The sequence below is a fragment of the Pseudomonas sp. Irchel 3H3 genome, assembly GCF_900187635.1.
Classification (GTDB): Bacteria; Pseudomonadota; Gammaproteobacteria; order Pseudomonadales; family Pseudomonadaceae; genus Aquipseudomonas.
This window is the reverse complement of record NZ_FYEC01000006.1, coordinates 127,446-144,706: the sequence shown is the minus strand read 5'-3', so window position 1 is coordinate 144,706 and position 17,261 is coordinate 127,446. Positions and strand designations below refer to the sequence as shown.

The window sequence follows — 17,261 nt, the reverse complement described above, 5'->3', positions numbered from 1 at the left end:
CCGAGTTGGGTTTTTTGCCCCAATATCACGCTTATAAAGGTGCAAAGCGTGGAAAAGTGCAAAATCGCGCCCCCTAATGTAGCGCTCAAAAGCATAAATGACCCGTTTTGGTGCACTGAAAACCTTCTGCACATTAACTGGTTAAACCTTGAGCAATTTCCGCTATAATCCGCGCCCCCCTTTTTCGGCTGGCCCAGCGCGCGCTGTTTTCATGAAACTAATCGTAAAAGTCTTCCCCGAGATCACCATCAAAAGCCGCCCGGTACGGATGCGTTTCATCCGTCAGTTGGCCAAGAACATCCGTGCCGTGCTCCGCGATCTGGACCCGGCTGTGGTGGTGAACGGTGTATGGGACAATCTCGAGCTGGAAACGCAGCTGACTGACCCCAAAGCCTTGAAGGACATGACCGAGCGCCTGAGCTGCATGCCGGGCATCGCGCATTTCCTGCAGGTCGACGAGTACCCGCTGGGTGACTTCGACGACGTGGTCGCCAAGTGCAAGCAGCACTTTGGCGAGGCGCTGGCCGGGAAGATTTTCTCGGTGCGCTGCAAGCGCGCCGGCAAGCACGAATTCAGCTCCATGGATGTCGAGAAATACGTCGGTAGCCAACTGCGTCGCCAGTGCGGCGCCGCCGGAATTTCCCTGAAAGACCCGGAAATTGAAGTCCGCATCGAAATTCGCGACAAACGGTTGTTTGTGATCCACAACCAGCACAACAGCATCGGCGGTTACCCGCTGGGCGCCCTGGAACAGACCCTGGTACTGATGTCCGGCGGTTTCGATTCCACGGTGGCGGCCTACCAGATCATGCGGCGCGGGCTGATGGCGCACTTCTGCTTCTTCAATCTCGGCGGGCGTGCCCACGAATTGGGCGTGATGGAAGTGGCGCACTTCATCTGGAAGAAGTACGGCAGCTCGCAACGCGTGTTATTTGTCAGTGTGCCGTTCGAGGAAGTGCTGGGAGAAATTCTCGGCAAAGTAGATAACAGTCATATGGGCGTCGTATTGAAGCGTATGATGTTGCGCGCTGCTTCGCGAATCGCCGATCGACTGGAGATCGAGGCGCTGGTGACCGGTGAGGCGATCTCCCAGGTTTCCAGCCAGACGCTGCCGAACCTGTCGGTGATCGACTGTGTGACCGAGAAGCTGGTGTTGCGCCCGCTGATCGCCAGTCACAAGCAGGACATCATCGACCTGGCCAACGAAATCGGCACCGCCGACTTCGCCAAGCACATGCCAGAGTACTGCGGGGTCATCTCGGTGAACCCCAAGACCCACGCCAAGCGTCCACGCGTGGAGCATGAAGAGAAAGAATTCGACATGGCAGTCCTTGAGCGTGCGCTCGAGAACGCCAAACTGGTGCCGATCGATCGGGTAATCGACGAGTTGGGCCAGGACGTGCAAATTGAAGAAGTCAGCGAAGCGCTGGCAGGTCAGATCGTCATCGACATCCGTCACCCGGATGCTGCTGAAGACGACCCGCTCGCCCTGGCTGGCGTCGAGGTACAAACGATGCCGTTTTATGCACTGAACGCTCGTTTCAAGGAACTGGACCCTACTCGCCAGTACCTGCTGTATTGCGACAAAGGCGTGATGAGTCGCCTGCATGCCCACCATTTGCTCAGTGAGGGGCATGCCAATGTGCGCGTTTATCGACCGAGCTAAGAGCCCGGGGCTGTTTGCCTGTGGCCTGCGTCACCGGCCCCCCGACTCTGCCGTCAAGCTGTAACGGCAAGGCCTGACTCTACTGTAAATCGCTGCCACGACCTGTCAGCACACCGAATCCTCTGATCGAGATACACAAGTGATCGAAAATCTACGCAACATCGCCATCATTGCTCACGTTGACCATGGTAAGACCACCCTGGTAGACAAACTCTTGCGTCAATCCGGCACCCTGGAGCGCAACGAGCTCAACGACGAGCGCGTGATGGACTCCAACGACCAGGAGAAAGAGCGCGGTATTACCATTCTGGCGAAAAACACCGCCATCAACTGGAACGGCTACCACATCAACATCGTGGACACCCCGGGCCACGCCGACTTCGGCGGCGAAGTTGAACGTGTAATGTCGATGGTTGACTCCGTTCTGCTGCTGGTTGACGCTCAAGACGGCCCTATGCCGCAAACCCGTTTCGTGACCAAGAAGGCTTTCGAAGCCGGCCTGCGTCCAATCGTGGTAATCAACAAGGTTGACCGTCCAGGCGCACGTCCGGACTGGGTTCTGGACCAGATCTTCGACCTGTTCGACAACCTGGGTGCTACCGAAGAACAGTTGGACTTCAAAGTGGTCTACGCCTCTGCCCTGAACGGCATTGCAGGTCTGGACCACACCGACATGGCTGAAGACATGACCCCGCTGTACCAGTCGATCGTCGACAACGTACCAGCGCCGAAAGTCGACCGTGACGGTCCGTTCCAGATGCAGATCTCCGCTCTGGACTACAACAGCTTCCTGGGTGTTATCGGCGTTGGCCGTATCGCTCGTGGTCGCGTCAAGCCGAACACTCCGGTCGTGGCTATCGATGCCGACGGCAAGAAGCGTAACGGTCGTATCCTCAAGCTGATGGGTCACCACGGCCTGCACCGCATCGACGTTGAAGAAGCAGCTGCCGGCGACATCGTCTGCATCAGCGGCTTCGACCAGCTGTTCATCTCCGACACTCTGTGCGACCCACTGAACGTCGAAGCAATGACTCCGCTGACCGTTGACGAACCAACCGTTTCCATGACCTTCCAGGTAAACGACTCGCCTTTCTGCGGTAAAGAAGGCAAGTTCGTGACCAGCCGTAACATCAAGGAACGTCTGGACAAAGAGCTGCTGTACAACGTTGCTCTGCGCGTTGAAGAAGGCGACTCGGCTGACAAGTTCAAAGTATCCGGCCGTGGTGAGCTGCACCTCTCGGTACTGATCGAAACCATGCGTCGCGAAGGCTTCGAAATGGGTGTTGGTCGTCCGGAAGTGATCATCCGCATGGTTGACGGCGTCAAGCACGAACCGTACGAAAACGTGACCATCGACCTGCCGGAAGAATCGCAAGGTTCGATCATGGAACAGATCGGTATCCGTAAGGGCGACCTGACCAACATGGTTCCGGATGGCAAGGGCCGTGTGCGCCTTGAGTACAACATCCCGGCCCGTGGCCTGATCGGTTTCCGTAACGAGTTCCTGACCCTGACCTCCGGTGCAGGCATCCTGACCTCGATCTTCGACCGTTACGACGTGATGAAGTCCGGCGACATGTCCGGCCGTCAGAACGGCGTGCTGGTATCGGTTGCTACCGGTAAGGCGCTGACCTACTCGCTGGAAACCCTGCAGTCGCGTGGCAAGCTGTTCATCGAACACGGCCAGGACATCTATGAAGGTCAAATCGTTGGCTTGAACAGCCGCGACAACGACCTGGGTGTTAACCCGACTAAAGGCAAGAAGCTCGACAACATGCGTGCTTCGGGTAAAGACGAAACCATCGCTCTGGTTCCGCCTGTACGTTTCACTCTGGAGCAAGCTCTGGAATTCGTACAAGAAGACGAGCTGTGTGAAGTCACTCCTAAGTCCATCCGTCTTCGTAAGAAGATCCTGGGCGAAAGCGAGCGTACCCGCGCTGCCAAGAAGTCCAATAACTAAGTCACTTAGTTAGCGGGCAAAAAAACGCCCCCGACCGCAAGGTCGGGGGCGTTTTTGTTCGTCTGGGATTATGTGATGACTGTGTGGGCCTTATCGCTGGCAAGCCAGCTCCCACAATTTACCGCGTTCAGCCAGGCAACTCGGTCCGTGTGGGAGCCGGGCTTGCCCGCGATGAGGGCCTTTGGAGCCATACAAAATCCAGATCAGAACTTGTCCAGCGTCCGCCGTTGGGTATCGCGCACCACTTCCTTGGGCTTGTAGGCGCAGTAGCCTGGTCGTGGGCCGATCTTGGGGTGATTGCGGCAGGTATCCGGGCGCTTGTCATAAATAGTGCAGAAACGGCTCTTACGATCCAGATACAGGCAATCGTTGTTGCTCATGCGCTGGAGCGTGAAGATTTCCGATTTCTGGTTGTAACGCTCGACGATCCCTTCCTTTTGCAGGCGCTTGGCGATGTTCTTCGGCGGGTCGCCGCGTTCGAACTCATCGACGATGCCGATGCGGATCAGATCCTTGATCTTGACCTCCACTGGCAGCGTGCAGCAGCTGGACACGCAGCCGCCGCACATATGGCTGGAGTATTTCTGCCAGGTCTCGAGACGGTCGAGTTCCGCGGCGGCGATCAGTTGAGGCTTCATCAGGGTTCCAAGGGGGAGCGTTGTATCCGGGCGCGGGATGATACGGGATTGGTGGTTTTTTGAACAACTTTTTCAAGGATCCGGCACGCCCCCTGCATCCTTTTGTTTCTGAACCGCTCAATTCAGGTGATTGTGCAAAACACCCGAACCAGCGACTGCACCGTTTGTCAGACCGTCTAGGCTCAGTCAATTCCATGCTCGCCCGAGGCCCTATCGATGACTCAAGAACCACTTGTTCGCGAAGCTGAGGTGGCCGCATTTCGCGAAGCCGTCCTGACCAAACTCACCTATGCCGTCGGCAAGGATCCGGATCACGCCTTCGACCACGACTGGTTCGAGGCCATTGCGCTGGCAGCGCGCGATCACATGGTCGAGCACTGGATGGACCATACGCGGCAGATTTACCGCAAAGGCCAGAAGCGGGTGTACTACCTGTCGCTGGAATTCCTCATCGGCCGCCTGCTCTACGACAGCCTGAGCAACCTGGGCCTGCTCGACGTAGCCCGCGAGGCCTTGACCGAGCTGGGGGTCGACCTGGAGCGGATCCGCCTGCTGGAGCCGGACGCCGCTTTGGGCAACGGTGGTCTCGGCCGCCTGGCCGCGTGTTTCATGGAAAGCATGTCGACCCTGGGCATCGCCGGGCATGGCTACGGCATTCGTTATGAGCACGGCCTGTTCCGCCAGGCGATTGTCGATGGCTGGCAGCAGGAGCAGACCGAGCACTGGCTGGATTTCGGCAACCCCTGGGAGTTCGAGCGGCCGGAGGTGATCTACCCGATCGGGTTTGGCGGCAGTGTTGAGACCGTCATCGATGCCGGCGGCAAGAGCAAGCAAGTCTGGACGCCTTCGGAAACGGTGCGCGCGGTGGCGTACGACACTCCCGTGGTCGGTTGGCGCGGAGCCAGCGTCAACACCTTGCGCCTGTGGCGGGCACGGGCCATGGAGGACCTGCACCTGGAGCGCTTCAACGCCGGTGACCACTTGGGCGCGGTGGCCGAAGTGGCCCGGGCCGAAAGCATCTCCCGGGTGCTTTACCCGGCCGACAGCACCGAAGCGGGGCAAGAACTGCGCCTGCGCCAGGAGTACTTCTTTGTCGCCGCGTCCCTGCAGGACCTGCTCCGGCGCCATCGCAACATGCACAGCTCGGTGCTGACCCTGGGCGATCATGCGGCGATCCAGCTCAACGATACGCACCCCTCGATTGCCGTGGCCGAGCTGATGCGCCAACTGGTCGACATCTACGACGTGGAGTGGGATGCGGCCTGGCAGGTCACGGTCGATACCCTGTCCTACACCAACCACACGCTGTTGCCCGAGGCGCTGGAAACCTGGCCGGTAGGGCTGATGGAGCGAATGCTGCCGCGGCACATGCAGATCATCTACCTGATCAACGCCCAGCACATCGACTCATTGCGGGCCAAGGGCATCCACGACTTCGACGTGCTGCGCGCGGTGTCGCTGATCGAGGAAGACAACGGCCGCCGGGTGCGCATGGGCAACCTGGCGTTCCTCGGCTCCCATAGCGTCAACGGCGTGTCCGGCCTGCACACGCAACTGATGCGCAGCACGGTATTTTCCGAACTGCACAAGCTCTACCCCGAGCGGATCAACAACAAGACCAACGGCATCACCTTCCGCCGCTGGCTGTACCAGGCCAACCCGGAACTGACCTCGATGATGGTCGATGCCCTGGGGCCGGAGCTGCTGGATAACCCCGAGCAACTGTTGCAGGGCCTGGAGCCGTTTGCCGAGAAAGCGGCGTTCCGCAAGCAGTTCGCCGAGCAGCGGCTGCACAGCAAGAAAGCCCTGGCCTATTTGATTCACGAGCGCCTGGGGATTGCGGTCAACCCGGCGGCGCTGTTCGACGTGCAGGTCAAGCGGATCCACGAGTACAAGCGCCAGTTGCTCAACCTGTTGCACACGGTGGCGCTGTACCAGGCGATTCGCGCCGAGCCTGAGACCGACTGGGTGCCGCGGGTGAAGATCTTCGCCGGCAAGGCGGCGGCCAGTTATCACCAGGCCAAGCTGATCATCAAGTTGACCAACGACATCGCCCGCACAGTGAACAACGACCCGACCGTGCGCGGCCTGCTGAAAGTGGTGTTCCTGCCCAACTACAACGTCAGCCTGGCCGAAAGCATCATTCCGGCGGCCGACCTGTCGGAGCAGATCTCCACCGCCGGCTTCGAGGCGTCCGGCACCAGCAACATGAAGTTCGGCCTCAATGGCGCCCTGACCATCGGCACCCTGGACGGGGCCAACGTGGAAATGTGCGAGCGCATCGGTGCCGAGCACATGTTCATCTTTGGCCTGAGTGCCCAGCAGGTCGAGGCGCGCAAGCAGAACCACGAGTTCCACGCCGCCCCGGACATTGCCGCCTCGCACCGGCTCAATGACGTGTTGCAGGCAATTCGCAGCGGGGTGTTCTCGCCGGATGATCCGGCGCGTTACACCGGCCTGATCGACTCCTTGATCGAGTACGACCGCTTCCTGGTCTGTGCCGACTTCGACTCCTACTGGGCCGCGCAGATGCGCGTCGAGACCCTTTGGCACGACTCCAAGGAGTGGTGGCGTTCAGCGGTGCTCAACAGTTCGCGGATGGGCTGGTTTTCCTCGGATCGGACCATCCGCGAGTACGCCACGGATATCTGGAAGGCGCTGGAGTAGGGGAGGCCTTTAAGAAAAGTCTCGTAGTTCGGGTGGGAGGGATCGATATACTGGTGTAGCGGGCCAATCGCAGCCTGCGGCAGCTCCTACGCGAAGGGATATCGACCATGCAATGGATGTTCATGCTGATTGGGCTGGTGCTCGGCTGGCTGCTCGATGAGTCGTTCAGCGACGCCTTGATCGGTGCGCTGATCGGGCTGGGTGCTGGCCAGGCGTTTGTGCTGCAACGCTTGAATGCGCAAGCTTTGCAGCAGGGGCGTGAATTGAAGCTGGCCCAGGTGGCCTTGGGTGCGGTCGAGCAGCGCCTGGCCTCGCTGGAGGGCGGGGGCGTTGCTGCCGAGCCGCTCTCCCATGCTGAGACTGTCCCGGCGCCAGCGCCTCAACTCGAGCCAACGCCTGCCGCGTCCGAGCTGGTCTGGGAGCTACCGCCTGAAATCAACATGGCCCAAGCCAGTGTCGAGTCTGCACCGGTCGACCTGTGGACGCCCCAGCCTGAGCCATTCGCCGCTCCCCAGCCCCCGGCGCCTCGCGCGCCCAACTTGTTCGACCGCGCCATCGCCGGTGCGCGTGACTGGCTGTTTGGCGGCAACACGGTGCTGCGAGTGGGTGTGGTGCTGCTGTTCTTCGGCCTGGCGTTTCTGCTGCGCTACGCCACCGAGGGCATGGTGGTGCCGATCGAGTTGCGCTATGCCGGCGTTGCGGCGGCGGCCCTGGCCTTGCTGGGGCTGGGGTGGTGGCTGCGGCTGCGCAACACCCAGTACGCGTTGATCCTCCAGGGCACCGGGATTGCCGTGTTGTACCTCACCGTGTTCGCCGCCATGCGCTTGCACCCTTTGCTCGATCCGACGGCGGCCCTCGGCCTGCTGGTGGCGGTGACGGTGTTTTCGGCGATCCTGGCGATCACCCAGGACTCCCTGACCCTGGCCTGCGCCGCGGCATTGGGCGGATTCGCCGCACCCATCCTGACCTCCACCGGTGCCGGCAACCATGTCGCGCTGTTCAGTTACTTCGCCCTGCTCAACGCCGGCATCCTCGGCATCGCCTGGTTCAAGGCCTGGCGCCTGTTGAACCTGATTGGCTTCGTCGGCACCTTCGGCATCGGCCTGGCCTGGGGCTTGCGCTCCTATACCCCGGAACTGCTGTGGAGCACCGAGCCGTTCCTGATGCTGTTCTTCCTGATGTACCTGGCCATCGGCCTGCTGTTCGCCCGGCGCAAGTTGCTGGAGATCAGCGACGCCCCGCTGGACGGCGACCGCGAAGCACTGCTGCACTGGTCGGCGCGCAAGGGCGACTACGTCGACGGCACGCTGCTGTTCGGCCCGCCGCTGGTGGGCTTTGGCTTGCAGTTCGCGCTGGTGCATCACCTGGAGTTCGCAGCGGCCTTCAGTGCGCTGCTGCTGGGTTTTATCTACATGGGCCTGGCCCGCGTACTCAGTGGCGGGCGCGCGCTGTTGCTGGGTGAGACGTGCCTGGCGCTGGGGGTGATCTTTGCCAGCCTGGCCATTCCCCTGGGTCTGGATGCACGTTGGACGGCCGCCGCTTGGGCCGTCGAAGGCGCGGGTATCTATTGGCTCGGCTTGCGCCAGCAGCGGCCGCTGGCACGGGCCTTTGCCTTGCTGCTGCAGTTGGGCTCGGCGCTGGCATTTCTCAGCGAGCTGGATGTCGGCGTCAGCAGCCTGATCGAGGGGGCACCGCTGGGCGCCTTGATGCTCGGCCTGGCGTTGTTGTTCACCTTCTATCAGCTGCGCGCTGCGGCACCTGGGCACAGCCATGCTTGGGAGCGCCAAGGCATGCCGATATTGGCCTGCGCCGGCCTGACGTTCCTTTATCTGTTGGCACCGCTGTTCTTCTTCACCCAGGGCACGGCCATCAGTTGGGCCCTGGCGGGATTGGCGACCTTGTTCGTCGGACTGCGCCTGCAATCGCGCACTTTCCTGTTCACCGCGTTTGCCGTGCAACTGCTCGGTGGCGTGCTGTTCCTGCTACGGCTGCAGGGTGCCAGCGGCGATTCGACGGCGGTGTTCAACACCGGCTGGAGCGGTCTGCTGGCCGCATCGTTGATTGGCCTGGCATTGATCGGCGGGATGCTGTTCGCCGCCCGCGACAGCATGGTGCGCAGCGATCTGCGCTTGCTGCGCGGCTTGTCACTGGTGTTGTTGGCGGGCCTGGCGCTGATCAACCTGGCGGTGTTGTTTGTCCTGCCCTGGCAAACCGCGAGTGCGGTGTGGGCCGCCAGTGGGGTGTTGATCATCTGGTTGAGCCTGTACTTGCAGCAGCGCCTGAGTTTTGTCTTTGGCCTGGTGTTGCAGGTGATCGGCGGCGCGGCGTTCCTGATCGCCGGCCCGGACTTGCTCGGGCCTCTGGATCACCAAGGCTTGCGGCCGCTGGCCCATGGCGGGTTCTGGACGCCCATGGTGCTGGGGCTGGCGGCGATGGTCGGGGCCTGGCGCTTGCAGGTGGGCAACCATGCCAGTGCGTTTGATGCCTTGAGCCTGCGGCGCTTGTCCGAGTTGCTGTTGGCGTGGGGCGCGGCCTGGTGGGCATTGGCCCTGCTGACCGAGGTGTTGCGTTTTGCGCCGGTGCAGTTGTCTGGCGCGCTGTTGCTGGGCTGCGCAGCGTTGAGTGTGGCGCTGTGGACTTGGCTGGCCTTGCGCCTGAACTGGTCGGCCCTGGGCATCCTGTGCACGCTGTTGATCCCGGCGGCCAGTCTGTTGTTGTGGGCGGCGTCCCATGGGCGTTATCACCCGGCGGCGAATTTCGGCTGGCTGGCGTGGGCGGCGGTGTTCGCCGTGCATTTCGTTTCGTTGCGGCGTCTGGCGCCGATGCTCGTGCAACCGGTGGCGAGCGTGGCTCATGTGCTGGGTTGCTGGCTGTTGATCGGGGTGTTGGCGCTGGAGTTACGCTACGGCCTGCTGGTGCTGTCCGAGCAGTACAATGCCTGGCGTTGGTTGGGCTGGGCGATTCTGCCGAGCCTGTACCTGGTGCTGATGGCCGCGCCACGTGCCTGGCCGTGGCCGGTGTCGGCCTATGCCCGCGAGTACCGGCTGTATGCCGCGCTGCCCTTGGCGGTGCTGATGCTGGGCTGGTTCTGGTTGGCCAACACGGTCAGCTCCGGCAACGCCGAGCCGTTGCCCTACGTGCCGCTACTGAACCCACTGGATATCGGCCTGCTGTTCGCCTTGTTCGGCGTCTATGCGTGGACGCGCAGTGCCCAGGGCCAATTGGCCATCCGCTTCGAGCACGCGGGGCTCGCCAGCGATGTTGTGGTTGGGGTGTCGCTGTTCGCGTTCTTCACCGCCGTGGTGATGCGCAGCGCCCACCATTGGGGTGGCGTGCCATATGAGCTGGATGCATTGCTCGGGTCGATGCTGGTGCAGGCCAGCCTGTCGCTGGTCTGGACCCTGATCGCCCTCGGCCTGATGATCGGCGGGCACCTGCGCAAACGTCGGGAAGTCTGGCTGGTGGGCGCGGCGCTGATCGCGCTGGTGGTGGCCAAACTGGTGTTTGTCGAGTTGAGCAACCGCGGTGGGTTGGCACGTATCGTGTCGTTCATTGGCGTTGGCGTATTGCTGCTGGTGGTCGGCTACTTCGCGCCGCTGCCGCCCAAACGAGTCGAAGCTGCGCCTGAGCCGCATGAAGCGGCCAATGAATCTGAAGGAGTGTCGTCTTGAACATGATGTTGAACCCGCGCTGGCTGGCTGTGCTTGGATGCTGCATGGTGCTGTCGGCGCAGGCCGCGCAAACCGCAGCGAACTTCGCCACTCACGTGCCGCTGACCCTCAGCGGCGAAGGCCCCTGGTACCGCCTCGATTTGCCCCTGGCCGTGCAACTGCACGCCCATCAGAGCGATCTGGCGGATGTGCGAGTGTTCAATGCGGCCGGTGAAGTGCAGGCCTATTCGCTGACGCGCGAGCAAGCGCCCAGTGGTGAGAGCCTGCAACTGCATGAGGTCAAGTGGTTCCCGTTGTACGACTCGGCCGATGCCGGCTCGGCGGTGCCGAACGTGCGTGTGTTGTCCAATGCCGCCGGCACCCTGGTGCAGGTGCAACCGTCCAGCCAGCTGGAGGCCGGTGAGGAAGTGCGCCGTGGCTGGCTGCTGGACGCCAGTGCAATCAAGGCGCCGTTGCAGCAATTGATCCTCGACTGGTCCAGCGAGCAGGACGGTTTCCAGCGATTCAGTATCGAAGCCAGTGACGATTTACAGAACTGGCAGGCCTGGGGCGAAGGGCAAGTGGCGCGCCTGTCGTTTGCCGACGAACGGGTTGAGCAGCATGAAGTCGCGCTGCCCGGTCAACGGGCGCGTTACCTGCGATTGCTGTGGCAAACCCCGCAGGCGGCCCCGGTACTGACCTCGGCGCTGTTGCAGAGCCTGACCACCAGCAGCCCGGCGCAGCCCCTGGTGTGGTCCGAGCCGGTGGCCGGCAGCCGTACCCCGGCCGGTGAATACACCTGGCAGTTGCCGATGGGCCTGCGTGTCGAACGCCTCCAGGTGCAATTGACCGAAGCCAACAGCCTGGCGCCGGTGTCGCTGGCCGGGCGTCGCGACGCCAGCCTGCCTTGGCAGACCGTGAGCAGCGGTTTGCTCTACCGCCTGACCCAGAACGGCCAGGACGTGGTGCAAGACCAGTTGCAACTGCCAGGGCAGGTGGTGCAGCAGTTGAAATTGACCGTCGATGATCGCGGTGGCGGTTTGGGTGCCGAGGCGCCCAGCGTGCGTTATGCGGTGCGCGCGACCCAGTTGGTATTCCTCGCCCGGGGTGCCGGGCCTTACCGCCTGGCACTGGGCAGCAGCAGTGAAAAAACCGCGAGCCTGCCGTTGGCTACCCTGATCCCGGACATCAGCCCCAAGCGCCTGGAGAGTCTCGGCCGGGCCCGGATCGAGGAGGGCACGCTGGTGACTCCGCCGGTCGTAGTGCCGCCTCTGGCCCAAGAGACCGACTGGAAGAAGCTGGGCCTGTGGGCTGTACTGTTGCTCAGCGTACTGTTCCTGGCGGCCATGGCCTTCAGTTTGTTACGCAAGCCGGCGGTCAAACCCTGATCCAAATCTGCGTTTTTGCTACTACGCTCAACCCGGCGCATGAACTCTGTCAGGCGAATCTCGTCTGATAAGAGCAATTGCGTAACGACTCGCGTTAAACTGCGCGGGTTTTTAGCCCCCACTTCTCCGGAGCCTTACATGTCCCGCGTTACCCTGAGTCGCTATTTGATCGAGCAGACCCGTAGCAACAACACTCCTGCCGATCTGCGTTTCCTGATCGAAGTAGTGGCGCGAGCTTGCAAGGAAATCAGCCACGCCGTCTCCAAAGGCGCCCTGGGCGGTGTTCTGGGCAGCATGGGCACTGAAAACGTGCAAGGCGAAGTGCAGAAGAAGCTCGACGTGATCTCCAACGAGATCCTGCTCGAAGCCAACGAATGGGGCGGTCACCTGGCCGGCATGGCGTCCGAAGAAATGGACAATGCCTACCAGATCCCGGGCAAGTACCCGAAAGGCGCATACCTTCTGGTATTCGACCCACTGGACGGTTCGTCGAACATCGACATCAACGCCCCGGTCGGCACGATCTTCTCGGTACTGCGTTGCCCGAACGAGTACCTGACCCAGAACGAACCCCTGAATGAAAAAGCCTTCCTGCAGCCAGGCACCCAGCAGGTAGCTGCCGGTTATGCCATCTATGGTCCACAGACCATGCTGGTGCTGACCCTGGGCGACGGCGTCAAAGGCTTCACCCTGGACCGCGAAATGGGCAGCTTCGTCCTGACCCACGAAGACATCACCATTCCTGCGGCCACCCAGGAATTCGCCATCAACATGTCCAACCAGCGTCACTGGGAAGCTCCGGTACAACGCTACGTTGAAGAGTTGCTGGCTGGCGAAGAAGGCCCGCTGAAAAAGAACTACAACATGCGTTGGGTTGCCGCGATGGTCGCGGACGTGCACCGCATCCTGACCCGTGGCGGTCTGTTCATGTACCCGCGCGACAGCCGCGAGCCGTCCAAGCCGGGCAAGCTGCGCCTGATGTACGAAGCCAACCCGATGTCGTTCCTGGTGGAACAGGCTGGCGGTGCGTCCACCGACGGTCACCAGCGCATCCTCGACATCCAGCCCGATGGCCTGCACCAGCGCGTAGCGGTGTTCCTCGGCTCGAAAGAAGAAGTCGAACGCGCCACGGCTTACCACAAGGAATAAACCATGACCGCGCCCTGGTTGCCGTTGCTCCAATGGTGGTTCGGTACAGCCGACAACCCCAACGAAGTGGCGGCGCAACAGGGCGGTCTGTGGTTCGGCAAGCGTGACAGCCAGGACCGTGAGGCGCGTGAGCGTTTTGCGGACCTGGTGGACCAGGCACTGGCCGGCGGATTGACCGAGTGGACGCAACGTCCCGAAGGTTGGCTGGCCCTGGTGTTGTTGCTCGACCAATTGCCGCGCATGATCTATCGCGATACCCCCGCTGCATTTTCCGGTGACCTGCGTGCCCAGCAGCTTGTGGCGCAAGGCATAGCCGCGGATTTCGATCGGCAGTTGCCAGCGATCCAGCGCGTCTTTATCTACCTGGTGTTCGAGCACTGCGAGCATCTGGCGGTGCAGAACGAGGCGATTTCGCGTTTTGCCGACTTGCTGGCCGAGCAGCCCCAGGCACAGCGCGAGGTGTTTGCCGATAACCTCGATTACGCCGAACGGCATCAAAAGATCATCGCGCGGTTTGGCCGCTTTCCCCATCGCAATGCGATCCTGGGGCGTGAGAGTACGCCCGAAGAGGTCGCGTTTTTGCGTGAGCCGGGGTCGCGGTTCTAGCTTTTTGTTGTTGCTGATGCCGCCATCGCGGGCAAGCCGCAAGCGGGCGCCCGCTCCCACAGGGATCTCTGTCGTACACACTATTTGTGTCCACCGAAGATCATTGTGGGAGCGGGCTTGCCCGCGATGAGGTCGGTGACAGCTCTTCGATCATCTTTTGCACTGACTGCGCCACGACGGCAAAGATGAGACGGGTTTGGCAAAAAACGACGAAATGTCGTACACCGCAAAAAGGTGTCCGATTCGAGCCTTGAGCGTCGATCTGACCGTTCAAGAAATACCCGCCTGCGGTGGGAACCAGATGGGCGATTTCTCTTCTAAGCTTTTGGTTGGCAGCCATGCCAGCGTCTCTTTCCAGGAGTTTCACCATGTCGCTGCGATCTATCGCCTTGCTGTCGTTTTGCGTGCTGTTGGCCGCATGCAGCAAGGTCAACCAGGAAAACTACTCGAAACTTTCGGCGGGCATGCCCAAGGCCGAGGTCGAAACCCTGCTGGGCAAACCTGCCGATTGCTCCGGCGCGTTGGGTATGTCCAGCTGCACCTGGGGCGACAAGAACAGCTTTATCAGCGTGCAGTTTGCCGGTGACAAAGTGTTGATGTTTTCCGGGCAAGGCCTGAAGTAAACCGGGGCCAAGCGCCCACGGGAGAAAAATAATGATGCGGTTTGTATTAGTTCTTTTAGCCGGTCTGTTCTTGGCCGGCTGTGCCACCTCTGGCGATGATTCGCTGGCACCGAAAACGGCCAATAACGTCAACCTCAAGCGTTACCAGGGCAAATGGTACGAGTTGGCGCGCATGCCCATGTACTTCCAGCGCAACTGCGCCCAGTCCGAGGCCCATTACGCCCTCAAGCCTGACGGCGACATGGACGTGCTCAACCGCTGCCTGACGCCAGAATGGACCTGGGAAGAAGCCCGGGGCACGGCGACGCCGCAGGTGCCGGGCAAGACCGACAAGCTGTGGGTGAATTTCGATAACTGGTTTACCCGCCTGTTGCCGGGAGTGGTCAAGGGCGATTACTGGGTGCTGTACGTCAGCGATGACTATCAGACCGCGATCGTCGGCAACCCCAACCGCCGCTACCTCTGGCTGCTGTCACGCAAGCCGGAGGTCAACGCCGAGACCCGTGAAGAACTGCTGAGCAGAGCGCGTCAGCAGGGCTACGACACCACTCGCCTGATCTGGCGTGTGTCGGATACGCGGATGGCCAAGACCTCGAAGTAACCGTAGAAACGAGGCTTGCCGGCGATGGCGAATGTGTCGCCGCCATCGTGGGCAAGCCTTGCTCCTGCAAGAGCGGGTGTCAGCCCAGCAGGTCGCGCAACACCTGGGTAAACGCCCGGTTGCTCTCTTCTTCGCCAGCATGATGGCCGTCACGCACCACCCACTTGCCGTTGACCAGCACGTCGCGGACCTGACGGTCGCCGCCAGCAAACAGCCAGCGGTTGAGAATGGCGTCGCCACTGGCGGTCGCCAGGTAAGGATCATTGCCATCGAGCACCAGCCAATCGGCGCGCTTACCAACCTCAAGGGCGCCAATCGGTTGGCCCAGCGCCTGCGCGCCGCCATCGAGCGCGGCGTCGTACAGGGTGCGACCGACCATCGGTTGCTCGGCGCCATACAGGCGGTTACGGCGTTGATCGCGCAGGCGCTGGCCGTATTCCAGCCAGCGTAATTCCTCGACCACACTCAACGACACATGGCTGTCGGAACCGATACCCATGCGCCCACCCTGGGCGAGGAAGTCCACGGCCGGGAAAATTCCGTCGCCCAGGTTGGCTTCGGTGGTCAGGCACAGGCCGGCGATGGCGCGGCTTTTCGCCATCAAACTGACTTCCTCCGGATTGGCATGGGTCGCGTGCACCAGGCACCAGCGCTGATCGACCTCGGTGTTTTCATACAGCCATTGCAGCGGCCGGCGACCGCTCCAGGCCAGGCAGTCGTCGACTTCCTTCTGCTGTTCGGCGATATGGATATGTACCGGGCACTGCTGGTCGCTGGCGGCCAGCACGTCGCTGATCTGCTGTGGTGTCACCGCACGCAACGAGTGGAAACACAAACCCAGGCGCTGTGCCGGCTGTTGCGCCACGATCGGCTGCAAGCGAGCCTGCAGGTCGAGGTAGTTTTGCGTGCTGTTGATAAAGCGGCGCTGGCCGTCGTTCGGCGCCTGGCCACCAAAGCCGGAATGGCTGTACAGCACCGGCAATAGGGTCAGGCCGATACCGGCGGCGCTGGCGGCCTGGCTGATCTGCAGCGACAGCTCGGCCGGGTCGGCATACGCCTGGCCATTGTGATCGTGGTGCACATAGTGGAATTCGGCGACCGAGGTGTAGCCGCACTTGAGCATTTCGATGTACAGCTGGCGGGCAATCACACCCAACTGATCAGGGCTGATTTTTCCGACGAGGCGATACATCAGGTCGCGCCAGGTCCAGAAACTGTCGTTCGGATTGCCCGCTACTTCCGCCAGGCCGGCCATCGCCCGCTGGAACGCATGGGAGTGCAGGTTGGGCATGCCCGGCAGCAGCGGGCCACTCAGTTGCTCCGCGCCTTGTGCGCTTGCATCGGCCTGGATGTGGGTCAGCAGGCCATCGGCGCCGACCTCAAGACGTACATTGTTGGCCCATCCGTTAGGCAGTAGCGCGCGCTCGGCAAAGAAGGCGGACATGGTTCAGCACCCCATCGTGTGTTATTTGTATATACATATACAGACGTTTGCCTGCTCGGTAAACTCCGGCAAGCTAGTGACTTTCATCCATCAACAAGGATTTCCTGTGCCGACTCCGCCCGCAGTATCGACGCTGAGTGCCAACCTGGGCGACAGTCCGGCGCCCTTGTACGCACGCGTCAAACAGATGATCACCCAGCAGATCGACAGTGGAAACTGGCCGCCGCACTACCGTGTGCCGTCGGAAAGCGAGCTGGTCAGCCAGTTGGGTTTCAGCCGCATGACCATCAACCGCGCCCTGCGCGAGATGACGGCCGACGGCTTGTTGGTGCGCATGCAGGGCGTCGGCACCTTTGTCGCCGAACCCAAGAGCCAGTCCGCTCTGTTTGAAGTGCACAACATTGCCGATGAGATCGCCTCCCGTGGCCACCGCCACACCTGCAAGGTGATCACCCTGGAAGAAGAGGCTGCCGGTTCCGAGCGTGCGCTGGCGCTGGACATGCGCGAAGGGCAGAAGGTCTTCCACTCGCTGATCGTGCATTTCGAGAACGATATTCCGGTGCAGATCGAAGATCGCTTCGTCAACGCCCTGGTGGCGCCGGACTACCTCAAGCAAGACTTCACCCAACAAACGCCATACGCCTACCTGAACCAGGTGGCGCCCCTGACCGAGGGCGAGCACGTGGTCGAGGCGATCCTGGCCGAGTCCAGCGAGTGCAAGTTGCTGCAAATCGAAAAGGGCGAGCCCTGCCTGCTGATTCGTCGGCGCACCTGGTCGGGCCGCCAGCCGGTGACTGCCGCTCGCCTGATCCACCCCGGTTCCCGTCATCGCCTGGAAGGGCGGTTTCATAAATAAGACACGAGGCACC

13 protein-coding genes are annotated in these 17,261 nt (G+C 61.6%); 10 read left to right on the top strand and 3 right to left on the bottom strand.

Translation table 11 applies throughout. The features are described 5' to 3' along the window. Window positions 1-211: 211 nt before the first annotated feature. Both thiI and typA read left to right on the top strand, forming a co-directional pair. Window positions 212-1,666, top strand: a complete 1,455-nt coding sequence (gene thiI, locus CKW24_RS09510) for a tRNA uracil 4-sulfurtransferase ThiI (RefSeq protein ID WP_095167341.1) — start codon at window positions 212-214, stop codon at window positions 1,664-1,666. A gap of 139 nt (window positions 1,667-1,805) precedes the next feature. Continuing rightward, window positions 1,806-3,626, top strand: coding sequence for a translational GTPase TypA (gene typA, locus CKW24_RS09505; RefSeq protein WP_095167339.1), 1,821 nt, complete (start codon window positions 1,806-1,808; stop codon window positions 3,624-3,626). A 203-nt stretch (window positions 3,627-3,829) separates the two neighbouring features. On the opposite strand, the gene CKW24_RS09500 is transcribed toward typA, so the two are convergent. After that, window positions 3,830-4,264, bottom strand: coding sequence for a YkgJ family cysteine cluster protein (locus CKW24_RS09500; RefSeq protein WP_095167337.1), 435 nt, complete (start codon window positions 4,262-4,264; stop codon window positions 3,830-3,832). A gap of 216 nt (window positions 4,265-4,480) precedes the next feature. Between CKW24_RS09500 and CKW24_RS09495 the strand changes: the two genes are divergently transcribed. From CKW24_RS09495 to CKW24_RS09475, 5 genes are all read left to right on the top strand, one after another. Beyond that, window positions 4,481-6,931 carry a glycogen/starch/alpha-glucan phosphorylase gene (locus tag CKW24_RS09495; protein WP_095167336.1) on the top strand — a complete coding sequence of 817 codons (2,451 nt, stop codon included), beginning with the start codon at window positions 4,481-4,483 and terminating at the stop codon, window positions 6,929-6,931. 107 nt (window positions 6,932-7,038) lie between these two features. Further along, entirely contained in the window at window positions 7,039-10,602 is a 3,564-nt protein-coding gene (locus tag CKW24_RS09490; RefSeq protein WP_095167335.1) for a DUF2339 domain-containing protein, read from the top strand. Further along, a complete protein-coding gene (locus tag CKW24_RS09485) occupies window positions 10,599-11,969 on the top strand; it encodes a DUF3999 domain-containing protein (protein ID WP_371917578.1) in 1,371 nt (456 codons plus the stop codon). Before CKW24_RS09490 ends, CKW24_RS09485 begins: the two co-directional genes overlap by 4 nt. 138 nt (window positions 11,970-12,107) lie before the next feature. Next, window positions 12,108-13,118 carry a class 1 fructose-bisphosphatase gene (locus CKW24_RS09480; protein ID WP_095167333.1) on the top strand — a complete coding sequence of 337 codons (1,011 nt, stop codon included), beginning with the start codon at window positions 12,108-12,110 and terminating at the stop codon, window positions 13,116-13,118. Window positions 13,119-13,121: 3 nt separating this feature from the next. Next, entirely contained in the window at window positions 13,122-13,724 is a 603-nt protein-coding gene (locus CKW24_RS09475) for a DUF924 family protein (RefSeq protein WP_095167332.1), read from the top strand. Between the two features lie 100 nt (window positions 13,725-13,824). On the opposite strand, the gene CKW24_RS09470 is transcribed toward CKW24_RS09475, so the two are convergent. After that, window positions 13,825-14,064 carry a hypothetical protein gene (locus CKW24_RS09470; RefSeq protein ID WP_143501172.1) on the bottom strand — a complete coding sequence of 80 codons (240 nt, stop codon included), beginning with the start codon at window positions 14,062-14,064 and terminating at the stop codon, window positions 13,825-13,827. Window positions 14,065-14,092: 28 nt separating this feature from the next. Here CKW24_RS09470 and CKW24_RS09465 point away from each other — a divergent pair, with 28 nt between their 5' ends. Together CKW24_RS09465 and CKW24_RS09460 are read left to right on the top strand one after the other, a co-directional pair. After that, the gene (locus CKW24_RS09465; protein ID WP_095167330.1) at window positions 14,093-14,347 is read left to right on the top strand and encodes a hypothetical protein; all 255 of its coding nucleotides are present in this window, start codon (window positions 14,093-14,095) and stop codon (window positions 14,345-14,347) included. Between the two features lie 31 nt (window positions 14,348-14,378). Beyond that, window positions 14,379-14,948, top strand: coding sequence for a lipocalin family protein (locus tag CKW24_RS09460; RefSeq protein WP_095167329.1), 570 nt, complete (start codon window positions 14,379-14,381; stop codon window positions 14,946-14,948). Between the two features lie 79 nt (window positions 14,949-15,027). Here the strand turns inward: CKW24_RS09460 and CKW24_RS09455 are convergent, their stop codons facing one another. Then, window positions 15,028-16,392: a formimidoylglutamate deiminase gene (locus CKW24_RS09455; protein WP_095167328.1), complete on the bottom strand. Its 1,365-nt coding sequence runs from the start codon at window positions 16,390-16,392 to the stop codon at window positions 15,028-15,030. Window positions 16,393-16,579: 187 nt separating this feature from the next. On the opposite strand from CKW24_RS09455, the gene hutC reads away from it, so the two are divergent. Then, window positions 16,580-17,248: a histidine utilization repressor gene (gene hutC / locus CKW24_RS09450; protein WP_232534619.1), complete on the top strand. Its 669-nt coding sequence runs from the start codon at window positions 16,580-16,582 to the stop codon at window positions 17,246-17,248. Window positions 17,249-17,261 lie beyond the last annotated feature (13 nt).